The organism is Corynebacterium poyangense (assembly GCF_014522205.1).
Lineage (GTDB): Bacteria > Actinomycetota > Actinomycetes > Mycobacteriales > Mycobacteriaceae > Corynebacterium > Corynebacterium poyangense.
This window is the reverse complement of record NZ_CP046884.1, coordinates 916,504-930,915: the sequence shown is the minus strand read 5'-3', so window position 1 is coordinate 930,915 and position 14,412 is coordinate 916,504. Positions and strand designations below refer to the sequence as shown.

The window sequence follows — 14,412 nt, the reverse complement described above, 5'->3', positions numbered from 1 at the left end:
GACGAAGAAAGCAGAGAAAGAATATCGCTAATCATGTCCTCAATCCTGGCATTTAATAGCAAATAAATAAAGGTATTCCCGTAAAGAAAGACTGTCTACTTTTTCACTTTGTCTGGAATAGTTTTTATGCTCCGGTCTCCGCTGATCCTCCCTTCCACCGCACCCACAAAACCGCATCCAACCGCATCACAAGGTCATGGTGGTTCTACACTATTCCCCTATGAAGGATATTTGGTGGCCCGTTATTGTTCCCGCGCTTCTTTTTGCCATCGCCATTGGCACAACCACCCCTATCCTCATTATCGCTGGTCTCCAAGCCGGGGGCTCCCAACCCACAGCCGCCGCAATCGTTGCGCTCATGGGCGTGGCATCTTTGATCTGTACCGTCCCCGCCGGCAACTTCATCGACCGAGTAGGTGACGCCCGAGCCATGGTGGTTGCTTCTCTCGCCGCAATTGTTGTCACCGGCATCACCGTCGTGGCTCTGATGCTGCACTCACTACCGCTGTACGCCTTAGGTTTATTTTTGCGAGCCCCGATCCAAGATCTATGGAACCTCGCCAGACAAGCTTTTGTGGCCACCGTCCTTCCTCCCGAGGACCTCGGCCGAGGAATGACCGCTCTTGGTGGAACAATGCGAGTAGGAAATCTCCTCGGCCCCATGGTCTCTGCTGGGTTGCTCTACATCTGGCCTGTCTGGTCAGTCTTTGTTTTCTCTGCACTCTGCGCTCTGGCTGCGATTATTGTCCTCCAACTTCCGGCGGCACGGGCGTTTGAAGATGTCGCTGGGATAGGTCGAGAAAAACCTTCCTCGGCCGATAAGAAGAGCGACACTCATCCGCCGCTTTCTCAACTAGATATTCGCTGGAATGCCGTCATTCTCAGTGGAATCAGCGTCATCACATTGGGGCTAGCGCGCTCTGCTATGCCCGCGGTAGTTCAGCTTTGGGGAGTAGAGCTAGGCCTGCATAAATCCACTATCTCTCTCATCATCGCCTTAGGCGCAGCAGTAGAACTGTGTCTGATGATTCCTGGGGCTTTCATCAAAGACCGCATGGGCCGCGCCACTACCCTATGCTCCTGTTTGAGTATCTTCGGCCTCGGATTAATCACCATGGTTCTTATCCCCACCGCCTCTGGTTTGTGGTTATCCATGTTCATCATGGCACTAGGAAATGGCCTCGGCACCGGAATTAATATGACTATTGGTGCGGACCTCTCCCCCACCGAAGGGCGAGCGAAATTCCTCGGAGTTTGGGCACTCTTCAACACTGTCGGGTTACTCGGCGGACCGTCTTTAATATCCGCGCTCGTAGCCCTTGCCACCCTACATATCGGGGTGCTTAGCTGTGGCGGTCTCGCCGTATTTGGTGCTGCCTGGATGTTCCTTTGGCGAAACCAGATCAAGCTACCAAAGAAAGTGCGCTAACAATACCTTCGGGTGGTTGGACTTCCAGCGCTGTTAGTCTCAGAATTATGAAGAAGCTTTATTGGGCGGCTTGTACCTACTTAGGGATGGGTTTATTAGCCGGAGTTTTCTATCGAGAATTCACCAAAATCTATACCGGAGATGGCGGACAAACCCAGCTCAACATCCTCCATACTCACCTCTTGACCCTAGGTATGATGTTCTTCCTCATTTGCCTGGGGTTAGACTATGCCTTTTCTTTGAGCTCCCATCGCCAGTTCACCGCATGGTTTGTTCTGCACAATATTGCCTTGGGATGGACCATCACTTTCATGCTCATCAACGGAATTGTTCATGCCACCAACCATGGTGATGCCTGGTCTGCGGCATGGTCTGGACTTGCCGGCGTCGGACATATTTTGCTAACTATCTCTTTCATCATGTTCTTTGTCATTTTGCATAAGAGAATCAAAGTCACTCAACGTCGAAGCTCTACGCCGCATTCATAGAACCCGTCGGTTTTCTCCGTGATGTCACCTCTGTTACTCAATTGACAAGCACCTACCTTTTACAGAGAACCTCACCCAATATTTTGGGGAATAAGGAAACAGAATATCGCTCCCCAGTTAAGTCCGACGCAGATCTGGTTCAATCAACAGCTTAAAGAGGAAACTTACTGCTGGCCGTTGATAAGGGACAGTGCTGGGGTTACCCGCGTACATGCGTTTCAAGTGAAAGATTGCTCCTACTATCTTAACGAGCTACAACAAATGCCACCCACGAACGCAATGGCACCTACTTCGTAGTGTGAAACTCCGTCCATGTAGAACTTTGATGTTCTGCATGAATAGTGCGTAATTCCATTACCACTAGTCGTAGGAGCTTTATGTCAACAGTTGCCCACTTCGGCAACTAGTTTTTCCGTAGTTTGGCAACTATTCTTCACCGTTTCCTGCTGTATTTTCGTCAAGCGGATGTCAATGATCGCCGAAATATTCTCGCGTTATATCCCGAACCATAACGACCGCTCTCGTCATATTGGCATCACTGATCCGTTGAGACTTCACAAATACCACGTCCACACTTGTTGATAGTAACCACGGCGTTCGTGTCAATCTTTGTTCTTAAGACACAACATATCTGACCGGTCAAAACGCTTCGCGATGTGATCTCTTCACACTCCACAAACTCATAGGGGACACCCCATGACAAATGTCATCGCTAAATAATGACTTTTATTCTCTCGAGTTTTCCCTCGCGTTGGAAATACTGCAAATATGAACAATTCATCCCATCCCAACAGTGCCACGCCGTTGGTGATAATAAAAGAACTCACCAAAGTTTTCCCCGCTACGGGCCAAAGCCCTATCCACGCACTCCGTGGCATCGATCTGAGCTTCAATTCTGGTGAGATCATTGGTCTGCTTGGGCCCAATGGCGCAGGGAAAACCACACTCATCGACATTATCTTGGGATTGACTACCCCAACATCAGGATCTGTCAGCATCTTTGGAACCTCCCCGCATAGTGCAGTGAAGGACGCACGCGTTGGCGCGGTCATGCAATCCGGTGGGCTGCTCCCAGATATGACCGTGGAATCTACAGTCCGAATGATTGCCCACACCTATCAACACCCCGAACCCATTGAAGAAATTCTTGAGCAAGCCAATCTGACCGAAATCCGTACCCGGCGCGTCGGTAAGTGTTCGGGTGGCGAGCAACAACGACTGCGTTTCGCTTTGGCTCTACTAGGCAACCCAGATCTCATAATCCTCGACGAACCAACCACTGGCATGGATCCCAGCAACCGTCGCCTCTTCTGGAAAGCAATGCAGGTACAAGCTGAACGAGGGAAAACTATTGTTTTTGCCACGCATTACTTGGAGGAAGCACAGGACTTCGCTAATCGTATTGTGCTCATGTCTGGTGGTCAGATTATTGCCGACGGCTCCACAAATTCGATTTGCTCAATGACAGACTCTCACGTCATTGAGTGCACCCTCCCTGCAGAAACCATGCCACCAAAGCACTTCCCCGGAGTTATCTCAGTGGAAAGATTCGGCGAGTCGATAAAAATGAGCACCAAAGACTCGGATGCCTTAGCTCTTTTTCTACTCACCAAGGCGGGGGCAAGGAATCTCCGCATCACATCCAACAGTTTGGAAGACACATTCATCCAACTCACCCAACAGGAGAATAAATAATGAGCACCCTCATTCGTACCCTGCAATTTTCGGTTTATGACCTCAGCCGCCTTGCCCGAAATTGGTCAACTCTCTTTTTCTCCGTGGCTTTGCCCGTGTTCTTCTACCTGTTGTTTGGCGCGAATCAAGATTACTCCAACCAACAGATCGGCAACGGTAATGTCGCAGCCTACGTGATGATCGGCATGGCATTGTATGCTGGCGCAACGGGCAGCGTCGTCGCCGTAGCGAACTCTGTGGTGGAGCACGAGACTGGATGGGGTCGGCAGCTAGCACTCACCCCCTTGACACAACCACAAATTCTCATATCTAACTTGCTGAATATCCTTGTTCGAGCGGCGTTACCCGTCACAGCAGTCAATATTGCCGGAGTCTTTACCGGCGCGAGCATGCCAGCAGCAGCGTGGATTGCATCGTATTTCCTCACGATTCTGACAGCTGTTCCTATCGGTTTCTACGGCCTAGCATGGGGAATGCTTATGCCAACGGCAAATTCGGTGTCCCTTGCGTCTGGATCGATCGTTCTGTTGGCTTTCGCTGGCAATGTTTTCATGCCCTTGACTGAAGGGCTCATGAAGATTGGGCGCTACACTCCGATGTACGGATTAGGTGCCCTGGCACGCTGGCCGTTGACCGAAGGCATCCAGGAAACCCAAACAGAACCGTACGTCATGAACGATTCTTTCTGGTTTATCATGGCTAACATCATCTGCTGGACCTTAGTGTTCATCTTTGTCTGTGTTCTACTGAGGAAACGAGATAAGGGTCGTCGATGAACTTGCGAGTAAGGACGCAAAGGAAACCATATGGCAGTTTTAACCTGTCTAACATGGCGCTAGCTGGGATATGGCTACCATTTCTCCTCATTCCTATATGGTCGCGGTTGCAAGAACCATCCACGCCACTTTCGCTGCGTGTGGTGGGTGCTGCAATTACCGCAGCATTTATAGCGGTTTACCTCTTCGCTTTTGGAGTGAGGTATTCACAGACGTGGTCTCCGACGCAGCGCTGGCCTCTGTTGCTGGGGATCCTCGTTGCACTATCGGTACTGAGCATGTGGCCTTTGGGGGCTCACGCTATTGCTTTCACCCCGTTCCTTTGCGCCTTGCCTTGTTTTGTCGCTCCATTAAGTTTCGCTATACCGTGGACACTGTTTCTCATCGCTACCATTAGTTGTATTGCATGGATTTCTTATTCCAGTCAAACCTTATCCGTCTGGCCGTTCATCTTTTCTTGCCTCTTTGTACTGGTCGTCGCCCTATTTTCCCGTCATGATGAGAAGCTGACCGAGGTACAGCATCAATTGGACATGGTGAAAGAGCGCGAGCGGATCGCCTTGGACGTCCATGATCTTTTGGGGCATTCGCTCACGGTCATCAACCTCAAATCTGAATTGTTGAAGCACCTCATCGAGACTGATCTACAGGCATCCCGTAGAGAGTTGGAAGACATTATTCTCCTGTCTCGCAAGGCATTGACCGAGGTACGTTCAACCGTCACACAACTACATTCACCCGACTTTTCTCAAGCAATCGAAGCCACTAAGCAGGCATTAGACGCAGCAGCTATTTCTTACCGCCTTCCCACCCAGCCAGCAGTGGTGGGAACCAACGGCGCCCTATTCTCATGGGTTCTTAGGGAAGCAACCACGAACATTGTGCGCCACGCGCAAGCCAGCCATGTGGATATCCGTGTGACGGCAGATAAGCTACAAATTTCGGATGACGGCGTAGGCATCGATCATGACGAAAGAAAAGGCGGCAACGGATTAACGAGTATGAATGAGCGGGTAGCGGCAGCAGGAGGCACAGTAGCCATCGAAGCAGCCCCCGGCGGGGGAACTCGTGTCTTCGTGACGATGAGCGGGAACAAGGAACGGCTAGGCGATGACTGAGACGACGACCATCCGAGTACTCATAGCCGACGACCAATCCCTCGTGCGGGGAGCGCTGGCTGCACTACTGAGCACGGAGCGTGACATCGAAGTGGTCGCTGAAACAGGGATCGGAAGCGACGTGGTGGAACTCGTCCGCACACAGCAGGTGCACGTAGCTTTGCTCGATATCGACATGCCCGGGATGTCAGGCATTGAAGCAGCTGGAGCACTAACTTCGGCAGGTCTGGCATGCCGAAGCATCATTGTCACGACTTTTGGGAGGCCAGGGTATCTCAAAAAAGCTCTTACAGCCGGCGCCAGGGGGTTCGTGGTGAAAGACACTCCCCCAGAGCAACTAGCTGAAACAGTGCGCCGTGTCCATGTCGGTCACCGAGTGATAGATCCCACCTTGGCGGAAGAATCACTTTTCACTCCAGACTCCCCTCTCACAGAACGTGAAATAGAAGTGGCTCGCGTGGCTAGCACAGGTGCAGATACCCGAGAAATTGCTAAACAACTCCACCTCACACAAGGCACCGTGCGTAACCACGTGTCCTCGATCATCGCGAAAACCGGAGCGAGTAATCGCTACGAGGCGGCGCGCAACGCTAAGGAGTTTGGCTGGATCTAGGAAGTTCGTAGATCAGCATATTCTCTCATGCGGAAAGATGCGCAAAGCTTTTTCATCGCCGAGGATGCACACACTTGCTACAGAGGCCAGAACGCGGTTTCACGGAGAAAGAACAGCGCAATTACACGCTTTACCTAAGCCAGAATAGTGCGCGCTCTCAGTCTTATCCCGGCGCTCTTGGGAGTTCCTCCACCCTCAGAGCTGCGCTAGAAAACCAAATAAAGGCCCATCAGGGTCCAGAAAGCAGCACTCAGCTGTAACACCCATGCGCACCCGCAACCAGGTCGCCTACAACATAGCAGGAGCCCACAGCGTCTGCGCCTTCTCGTAGTACAACTTCCAGCAGGTGCGGTGCCAGGCCTCCAGACATGAGTAGTGACACGCTACTTTGCAACCTAACCCCTCGCTACTCGCTGTGAGCGGGACTTCCTCATTGAAAGGAAGCATCCATATGGAATCCGTAGAATTTCTGGTACGTACCAGGTACCTCGGCCTAAGCTATGATCAACATGTCCTACTACTCGGCTGCTGTGCAATGGCTCTCACAACAAGTAAACTTGACAGAAAACAGCACTAATCAAGTGCATTTTCCGCTATCTAAAGCTCTTCGTCGGCCTCTTCTTGCGTCGTCGTCTTCCCATGCCGGGAGTTCGCGTGGAGAGGATCTGATTCATTGTTGGGTGGGCGGTTAACACACTCGCGAACTCCATCAACATGCTCGTTAAGCTTGTCGGATACACGCGACCAAAGCGGGTCAAGTATGAAATCAATGCCTGATCGCCGAGCATGTTTTGCAGCAGGCACAAAGTCACTATCCCCTGAGATCATAACCATCTGGTTAACTTGACCATGCTGAGCCATGGTTGCAATATCCAGACCTAACCTCATATCCACACCTTTTTGAGTGATATCTAGGAAAAAATCCTCCTTAGTGAGATCACCTACCTTCAAATCTCCACGGCATAACTTTTTAAGAGGCCCACTCTTTAGCAGATAACCACTCTGGGTCTCTAGTTCCTCCCCACGCCTTAATGCCACTTTACGACGTTTAACTAATTCCTTGAGAAACCGCGTATTCCAGGCATACTCTTCTGATTTACCGAGGTTAACCTGCTCTTTCAATAACGGATGATAAATGACCCTATCTGATGGCAGACAGTCGTAATAAAATATGCGGTAGAGACTAGCTTGGGATTCCTTAACGTGCCGTTTACAGTAGGCTACTAACTCGTTGGCGCGATCCTCAGGCTCCTTATCCCCGAAGAGCTTGCGTGCCCTGCGTCGATAAAAACCTCCGTCAACTAAAATCGCGGTAATAATTGGACGACTAGTGTTCGTTCGCTTAAAGTGACTGTCCTTATAAGTAGGTCTACCGGGTTGTCGCGTCACTGCACGTCTCTTTTTGTTCTTCATCCATATCCTAAATATTCAAAAAGCTCCCGTCATCGGCACACTCCTGATCGGTGGAGGGTCAACGGCGGAAGCTGATAACCAGCACTCTACTTCCTAATCGTCATCTTGGCAATCACACGCACCGGTGTGGCTACCAATTAACTCCCCAATATCATCCCACAGGTTCACACTCAGGTAACAGCACCGACAACCGATTATGACTAGGACATCTACCGCCATCCAAAAAGCAAAAAAGAACCCACCGGGCCAAGCTCAATCACCCAACCCAATGGGGTTACCGGCTACCCGCCGGGGGGATAATCAACGAACTCCGGCATACCCTCCGGAACCCTAATCCCTTGATTCATTCGGGTGCAGGCGAGGCTGTTGGATTCCACAGACTTTTTGCGGAACTCCTAGGAGTGAATCTAGAAAGCGCGGTAACCGCTGTTTTAAGCGGTACTACACGTTGAACTTAAACTCCACAACATCCCCATCCTGCATGACATAGTCCTTGCCCTCTTGACGAACTTTCCCCTCAGCTCGCGCCTCAGCCATAGACCCAGCCTTATCTAAATCCTCAAAGGAGACGATTTCCGCCTTAATAAAGCCTCGTTCAAAATCTGTGTGAATCACCCCGGCTGCTTTGGGAGCGGTATCCCCTTGGTGAATAGTCCACGCTCGAGATTCCTTAGGCCCAGCAGTCAGATACGTCTGCAAACCTAAGGTGGCAAAGCCAGCCTTAGCTAGAGAATGCAGCCCCGGTTCTTCCTGCCCTACTGATTCAAGAAGTTCGCGGGCTTCCTCTTCATCGAGTTCCAGTAATTCCGCTTCGGTCCGGGCATCTAAAAATACGCAGTCCGCCGGGGCTACTAATTCACGAAGCTCTTGTTTCTTTGCTTCATCCGTGAGCACCCCTTCATCGGAATTAAAGACATAAAGAAATGGTTTAGCGGTCATCAGATGAAGCTCCCGAAGCAGCGCCACTTCTATGTCACCCTTTTTTGCCGCGCTATACAGAGTCCGGCCGTCTTCTAAAATGGCCTGCGCTTGTTTCGTAGCAGCCACCACGTCAGCAAGATCTTTATTCTTCCGCGCATCCTTTTCTAACCTCGGCAGCGCCTTTTCGATGGTCTGCAGATCCGCCAAAATCAACTCAGTTTCAATGACGTCAATGTCACTTGCTGGATCTACGCGGCCATCCACGTGAATGACATTGTCGTCAGAAAAGGCACGAACTACCTGGCAAATAGCGTCGGCTTCGCGGATATTCGCTAGAAAGGCGTTTCCCATCCCTTCGCCTTCTGACGCACCTTTCACTATTCCGGCGATGTCAACAAAGGAAACCGTCGCCGGCAGGATCCGCTCCGAGTGGAATATTTCTGCTAATCGCTGCAACCGGGCGTCGGGCAGTTCAACTAACCCCACGTTGGGTTCAATGGTGGCAAAGGGGTAATTAGCCGCCAATACGTCGTTTCGAGTCAGCGCATTAAAAAGCGTAGATTTTCCAACGTTGGGCAGTCCGACGATTCCAAGAGTAAGGCTCACGGCGCCCTATCCTAGCAACGCTAAGAAGCCCCACTCCACGGCGATACCCTGAAATCGGGCAATATTGATGGTGTGACTGACCAGGATTCACCACAACCACAAGACCAATCGCTTACTCCGGATTCTTCTGACGCGCGCTCTCGTCGAGGCAATCTCCCAGATGACGTGGATTTTAGTGAGCTTCACCGGGAGTTTCCGAGCCAATCGAGTGATTATATTGACCGCTCGGTGATCTACGGCTCCGGTATCAAAGATCTTGCCCAGTGGTGTCTTCGGCTTCTAATAATCGGAGTTTTTGTCTTTGCTTCCTGGTTTGTTTTGAGTCAAACCTGGAAAGGAATCCTCCCCCTCATCCTGGCGCTCCTCGTCTGCACCGTCCTGGCACCCCCTACTAACTGGATGCGAAATAAAGGAGTTCCTGGCGCCCTCGCCGCAGCTATTACTATCCTGAGCACTTTCGCTTCTGCTGGTGTCTTGTTTTGGTTGGTATTCCCCCAAGTTGCCCGGGAATCTCAAACCCTTTATTTCCAGGCTTTTGAGGGAGTTCAGCGCCTCCAGTTGTGGCTCCAATCGCCTCCGTTCAATTTGGATACTGATGATTTAGGAGAAGCCGTTAACCAAGCGGTGAGTTGGTTACAGCGACAATCGTTCAATATTGCCAATGGTATTTTCACCGGCCTATCCACCATGACTTCCATTGTGGTGACACTATTTGTGGTTTTGGTGCTCACCTTCTTCTTCCTTAAAGATGGTCACCGTTTCTTGCCCTGGGTCCGACGCGCAACCGGCCGCAAAATAGGCTGGCATCTCACTGAAGTACTAACTCGTGCGTGGTCCACTCTCGGCGGTTTTATTCGTGCCCAAGCGGCTGTGTCTTTCGTAGACGCCATCTTCATTGGCCTTGGTCTATCTCTGATTGGTGTTCCGCTAGCTCTACCTTTGGCGGTCCTTACTTTCGCTGCTGGTTTTATCCCCTATATCGGCGCTATTTCTGCAGGCGCATTATCAGTTGTCATCGCGCTCATCTCCTTAGGTCTCACCAAGGCACTGATCACACTCGGACTGATTTTGTTGATCCAGCAATTAGAGGGCAACGTATTGTCTCCGATCCTGCAATCCCGCGCCATGGATCTCCACCCCGTCATCGTCTTGATTTCCGTAACAGTAGGCGGTGCCCTTTTTGGCATAGTCGGCGCATTCTTAGCGGTCCCTGCAGCCGCCATGATCGCCGTGGGATTCCGCTTCCTCCAGGACATGGCCGCTATTCGATCCGGTGAAAAGAAAGCCTCAGAGGTAAGTTTCGCCACTAATGCTGGTGCCTGGACTGGGTTATATGCGGAGGAGGCAGGCCGAAGAATGCGACAAGAGTTTCGAGAATCCACCATTAGTTTGCCGTCGCATAGTAGTAGCGCTGAGGCTGATGCTGCTCCTGTGGAAGAACACTCCACTGCGGAACACACCAGCTCCTTGGTTGCGCGCATTGCCGAAGCGACGGAAAGCCTCGGCAAGATCTTGGATTCCCAAGGAAACCGGCTCAATAAATTCCACCACAAGCAACCACCTTCTTCTGATCCCGATAATTCTGGTGACGCTAAAGAATAAAGCTTTGCTTAAGACTTGCCGAGGTGCTTAACGGCTTACTTTCGGTTTGTTCATTAGAATCGTCAATCGTGTCACATGTCCAGCAGAACCCACCTCGTCAACGCGCAGGCTCTCGCCCCAACCGATCCGGCGGGTCATCACCTGCACGTTCTTCTGGTGCCACCTGGACCGGGCTCCCCCTATGGGCTGGTCCCACTATCATTTTCGCGGCACTCATTACTGGTCTTCTCTTTAGCCTGGTAAGCGGCGAAATGGGCACAGCCTACTTGGTGTGTTTTGGGCTGAGTACCATCGTGGTGTCTCTCCTCATCATCCCGCGAGGTCTGTACCTCACAGTCGTTAGCGCTCCAATTATCTTTGGGTTCTTCACCCCTGTCGCAGCGTGGCTTGTTACCTCTCAGTTATCGGGCCACTGGCTGAAAATGAGCCGAACAACGCTGATTACCATCATTTTCCCGTTGATGCAGTTCTTCGTGCCCCTTATTCTGATCACCCTTATCGCGGTGATCGTAGCCGTGGTTCGGCTCAAGCTCTTGCAGAAGAATAACCGACATCGCGAGCAGAAAGCTCGAATCTCTAGACAGCGCACAGCGGAAGCAGAACGCCGTAATCAAGAAACAGTTCGTCTTGCTCGACAGCGGACCAGTGCTCGAGAAGAATCACCTAATCGAAAAATCCAGCGCCACCAGGAGTCCCAGCCGCATCTTCGTCGATCAGATAATCGTCGAACCCGTTCTCGCCAAATCACCGTGGATGAGCTGGTTCGTCGCTCTTCTCGGCCACGTACCCCTGGCAGCGCTAGCGAAGATATTTACACCCGACGCAAACCTGGCGCGGAATCAACAGAGCGCTCGCAACGGCGATACCGCAGACCAGAAGAGCGCCGGAATTCTCCTACTTCGGCTGATAATAACCGGGATCGTTATCTAGGCTATGGATCTGAGTATCACGGGTTCCGGGAGCGCCGAGATCGCCGCTATTATCCCCGTGACAATCGCGATCACTGGGAGTCAAACATCAGACGCGACGATCGCGACCGTGATCTGCGCCGCTAACTATTTGTCTGCACGTTTCGTGCCGGGCGTAGATCCCGCGGCAAGGCAAAAGTAATAGTCTCCTGAGTGGTGGTGACTTCCTCAACATCAGCAAATCCTCGCTGAGCCAAATGCTCAATTACCTGCTTCACCAGGATTTCTGGAACCGAAGCACCACTGCTGAGTCCAATAGTGTTCACCCCTGACAACCAGGCATCATCAATCTGATGGGCGTAGTCAACCAGGTACGCAGCTCCGGCTCCAGCGTTCAAAGCCACTTCCACTAACCGGCGGGAATTTGAAGAATTCTGTGATCCGACCACAATCACCAGGTCGCACTTCTCGGCAATAGCTTTGACCGCCATTTGTCGGTTCTGGGTGGCGTAGCAAATATCCTCGCTCGGCGGATCAATTAAATGAGGAAACCGTTGCTTGAGTCTAGCCACAATCTCGATGGTCTCATCAACGGAGAGGGTGGTTTGAGACAACCAGACAAGCTTTTTATCCGCAAAATCCTCGGGAACGTTGTCCGCTCCGTCCAGGCCATCAACCAGGTATGTGACGGCCGGAGCTTCACCAGAGGTTCCTTCAACTTCCTCATGGCCATCATGCCCGATGAGCAAAATATGATAGCCCTGTTTTGCGAATCTCCGGACCTCATTATGGACTTTCGTGACTAACGGACACGTCGCATCTAAAGTCGTGAGATTTAGAGTTTTCGCATCTTCCCGCACCGCTGGACTGACTCCGTGAGCAGAAAACACAAGGTGGGCATTCTCTGGGACTTCATCAGTGTCGTCAACAAAAATCACGCCGCGGCTTTCTAAGGTTTCCACGACGTAGCGATTGTGGACAATTTGCTTCCGGACATAAATGGGAGCGCCATACTTTTCTAGGGCACGTTCAACTGTTTCTACTGCCCGATCTACCCCAGCACAATACCCACGCGGGGCTGCTAAAAGAATTTTCTTCGCGGGACTATCCATGCCCCCAACCCTAACCATCCAGGTTCTAAAGAACCAACCGCGGGGATGTCCACAGAGACATTTAGACTAATAAACGTGTTGTGTCGTGAAGAAAGCCACCACCGTGCATCAGGTACCAAGACACCCAGTTTGAGAGGGAGCGCTTATGGTCACTAGCGTTAATACGCCGGACAGTGCTTGGTCAGTCAACGAGGTCAATACCAAGGTCAAGGGTTGGATTGAACGCTTGGGCCATATTTGGGTGGAGGGGCAACTCACGCAGGTAAAGACCAATCCCTCCTGGAGGATGAGTTACTTAACCCTACGCGATACCGAAGTTGAAGCCAGTGTGGCTATCACCTGCCCAACGGCACTGATTACTCAAGCTCCGCGCCCGTTTCGCGACGGAGACCGAGTGGTGGTGTACGGAAAACCTGCCTTCTATGTCGGCCGTGGCTCTTATTCCTTATGGGTAACTCATATTCGGCCGGTGGGTTTGGGAGAATTATTAGCCCGAATAGATATGCTGCGCCGTAAGTTATCTGCCGAGGGGCTGAGCGATCCAGCACGAAAGAAGCGTCCTCCTTTCTTGCCAAGAAAAATCGGACTCATTACTGGACGCGGTTCCGCTGCGGAAAGAGATGTCTTAGCGGTGAGCAAAGAGCGCTGGCCAGACGTTCATTTTGAGATCGTGAATACCGCAGTTCAGGGGGTAGAAGCTGTACCTCAGATTATTGATGCCCTCAAGCAGCTCGACGCAATTGCGGACGTCGATGTCATTATCATCGCCCGTGGCGGCGGTTCAGTAGAAGATCTCCTCCCCTTCTCCGAGGAAGCCCTCCTCCGAGCAGTAGCTCAAACACGTACTCCCGTAGTTTCTGCGATTGGACACGAACCTGATAACCCAGTACTAGATGACATTGCTGATATTCGTGCAGCAACTCCCACCGACGCGGCTAAACGAATTGTTCCCGATGTCCTTCAAGAACGCGCCAACATCCGTGAAGCCAGGAAGCGAACAGCTGCTGCCTTGCGGGGGTGGGTTGACCGAGAGCGGGCCGGGTTAGCTCAAACACGATCTCGGCCGGTACTAGCTGACCCCTTGAGCCCGCTACGAGCCCGTCGGGACGAAATCATCCAGGCATCCAACCAAGCGCGCCGAGACATAATCCACCTCATCGACAAAGAGCAGTCTCGCGTAACTGGACTCAGGGCGCAGATCACCACTCTTGGACCAGGGGCTACCTTGGCCCGTGGTTATGCCGTTGTGCAAGTTCGGCCTCGGAATGGTGGAGATAACGAAGTGGTGACCTCAATTTCTCAAAGCCCTCCAGGTAGCCAGCTCAGGATACGGGTAAGTGATGGATCTATCACGGCCGCTAGCATGGGGGTTCACCCTGCAGATTAGATACGGATCCCGAGAAAACACATTGTAATCCTAGGAGATACTGATGACTGCTGATGCGTTTGGAACAGGTCAGGCCGGAGACAAGGCTTTTCCTCCTGCCGGTGAACTTACTTATGAACAAGCCAGAGATGAACTTATTGAAACTGTTCGGATTTTAGAGTTGGGACAGATGAGCTTAGATGAATCTCTTCATTATTGGGAACGGGGTGAAGAATTAGCTCATCGCTGTGAAGAACTCCTAGCTGGGGCATCTCGGCGGATCGAAGAGGCGTTAGCGCAAAGATCTGAAAATCACTCATCGCCGGATGACGAACCACAGTAAGGCCTGAGAACAATAGCACTAA

At 51.6% G+C, this 14,412-nt stretch carries 13 protein-coding genes; 10 read left to right on the top strand and 3 right to left on the bottom strand.

All coding sequences use genetic code 11. The annotated features are described in order from the left end of the window. Positions 1 to 220 precede the first annotated feature (220 nt). The 6 genes from GP475_RS04410 to GP475_RS04385 all read left to right on the top strand — a co-directional run bounded on the left by GP475_RS04410 (position 221) and on the right by GP475_RS04385 (position 6,119). The gene (locus tag GP475_RS04410) at positions 221 to 1,429 is read left to right on the top strand and encodes an MFS transporter (protein ID WP_187975428.1); all 1,209 of its coding nucleotides are present in this window, start codon (positions 221 to 223) and stop codon (positions 1,427 to 1,429) included. Between the two features lie 47 nt (positions 1,430 to 1,476). After that, complete coding sequence (locus GP475_RS04405; protein ID WP_187975427.1) at positions 1,477 to 1,917, top strand: DUF2871 domain-containing protein; 441 nt, start codon at positions 1,477 to 1,479, stop codon at positions 1,915 to 1,917. 768 nt (positions 1,918 to 2,685) lie between these two features. Then, on the top strand, positions 2,686 to 3,612 hold the full coding sequence (locus GP475_RS04400) for an ABC transporter ATP-binding protein (RefSeq protein WP_187975426.1): 927 nt from the start codon (positions 2,686 to 2,688) through the stop codon (positions 3,610 to 3,612). Further along, entirely contained in the window at positions 3,612 to 4,388 is a 777-nt protein-coding gene (locus GP475_RS04395) for an ABC transporter permease (RefSeq protein WP_187975425.1), read from the top strand. Before GP475_RS04400 ends, GP475_RS04395 begins: the two co-directional genes overlap by 1 nt. A 53-nt stretch (positions 4,389 to 4,441) precedes the next feature. Next, positions 4,442 to 5,506, top strand: coding sequence for a sensor histidine kinase (locus GP475_RS04390; protein WP_187975424.1), 1,065 nt, complete (start codon positions 4,442 to 4,444; stop codon positions 5,504 to 5,506). Next, complete coding sequence (locus tag GP475_RS04385; RefSeq protein ID WP_187975423.1) at positions 5,499 to 6,119, top strand: response regulator transcription factor; 621 nt, start codon at positions 5,499 to 5,501, stop codon at positions 6,117 to 6,119. The genes GP475_RS04390 and GP475_RS04385 overlap by 8 nt, the downstream gene beginning before the upstream one ends. A gap of 597 nt (positions 6,120 to 6,716) precedes the next feature. Here the strand turns inward: GP475_RS04385 and GP475_RS04380 are convergent. Together GP475_RS04380 and ychF are read right to left on the bottom strand one after the other, a co-directional pair. Then, the gene (locus GP475_RS04380; protein WP_187975422.1) at positions 6,717 to 7,532 is read right to left on the bottom strand and encodes an NYN domain-containing protein; all 816 of its coding nucleotides are present in this window, start codon (positions 7,530 to 7,532) and stop codon (positions 6,717 to 6,719) included. Between the two features lie 441 nt (positions 7,533 to 7,973). Continuing rightward, on the bottom strand, positions 7,974 to 9,059 hold the full coding sequence (gene ychF / locus GP475_RS04375) for a redox-regulated ATPase YchF (RefSeq protein ID WP_187975421.1): 1,086 nt from the start codon (positions 9,057 to 9,059) through the stop codon (positions 7,974 to 7,976). Between the two features lie 72 nt (positions 9,060 to 9,131). Between ychF and GP475_RS04370 the strand changes: the two genes are divergently transcribed. Together GP475_RS04370 and GP475_RS04365 are read left to right on the top strand one after the other, a co-directional pair. Further along, complete coding sequence (locus GP475_RS04370) at positions 9,132 to 10,661, top strand: AI-2E family transporter (protein ID WP_187975420.1); 1,530 nt, start codon at positions 9,132 to 9,134, stop codon at positions 10,659 to 10,661. Positions 10,662 to 10,729: 68 nt separating this feature from the next. Further along, positions 10,730 to 11,716: a DUF6542 domain-containing protein gene (locus GP475_RS04365; RefSeq protein WP_187975419.1), complete on the top strand. Its 987-nt coding sequence runs from the start codon at positions 10,730 to 10,732 to the stop codon at positions 11,714 to 11,716. Here GP475_RS04365 and GP475_RS04360 read toward each other — a convergent pair. Beyond that, on the bottom strand, positions 11,713 to 12,681 hold the full coding sequence (locus GP475_RS04360) for a 4-hydroxy-3-methylbut-2-enyl diphosphate reductase (protein WP_262485235.1): 969 nt from the start codon (positions 12,679 to 12,681) through the stop codon (positions 11,713 to 11,715). The genes GP475_RS04365 and GP475_RS04360 overlap by 4 nt on opposite strands. 145 nt (positions 12,682 to 12,826) lie before the next feature. Between GP475_RS04360 and xseA the strand changes: the two genes are divergently transcribed. Together xseA and GP475_RS04350 are read left to right on the top strand one after the other, a co-directional pair. After that, positions 12,827 to 14,068 (top strand): exodeoxyribonuclease VII large subunit, encoded by a 1,242-nt coding sequence (gene xseA / locus GP475_RS04355; protein ID WP_187975417.1) that lies wholly within the window; start codon positions 12,827 to 12,829, stop codon positions 14,066 to 14,068. Positions 14,069 to 14,111: 43 nt separating this feature from the next. Then, on the top strand, positions 14,112 to 14,390 hold the full coding sequence (locus GP475_RS04350) for an exodeoxyribonuclease VII small subunit (RefSeq protein ID WP_187975416.1): 279 nt from the start codon (positions 14,112 to 14,114) through the stop codon (positions 14,388 to 14,390). Positions 14,391 to 14,412: the final 22 nt, after the last annotated feature.

Bases quoted from the DNA above. Each gene is read 5' to 3' on its own strand.
- GP475_RS04385 (WP_187975423.1), top strand. From the start codon at position 5,499: ATGACTGAGACGACGACCATCCGAGTACTCATAGCCGACGACCAATCC.
- GP475_RS04380 (WP_187975422.1), bottom strand. From the start codon at position 7,532: ATGAAGAACAAAAAGAGACGTGCAGTGACGCGACAACCCGGTAGACCT.
- GP475_RS04400 (WP_187975426.1), top strand. From the start codon at position 2,686: ATGAACAATTCATCCCATCCCAACAGTGCCACGCCGTTGGTGATAATA.
- GP475_RS04390 (WP_187975424.1), top strand. From the start codon at position 4,442: ATGGCGCTAGCTGGGATATGGCTACCATTTCTCCTCATTCCTATATGG.
- GP475_RS04405 (WP_187975427.1), top strand. From the start codon at position 1,477: ATGAAGAAGCTTTATTGGGCGGCTTGTACCTACTTAGGGATGGGTTTA.
- GP475_RS04350 (WP_187975416.1), top strand. From the start codon at position 14,112: ATGACTGCTGATGCGTTTGGAACAGGTCAGGCCGGAGACAAGGCTTTT.
- xseA (WP_187975417.1), top strand. From the start codon at position 12,827: ATGGTCACTAGCGTTAATACGCCGGACAGTGCTTGGTCAGTCAACGAG.
- GP475_RS04410 (WP_187975428.1), top strand. From the start codon at position 221: ATGAAGGATATTTGGTGGCCCGTTATTGTTCCCGCGCTTCTTTTTGCC.
- GP475_RS04395 (WP_187975425.1), top strand. From the start codon at position 3,612: ATGAGCACCCTCATTCGTACCCTGCAATTTTCGGTTTATGACCTCAGC.
- GP475_RS04360 (WP_262485235.1), bottom strand. From the start codon at position 12,681: ATGGATAGTCCCGCGAAGAAAATTCTTTTAGCAGCCCCGCGTGGGTAT.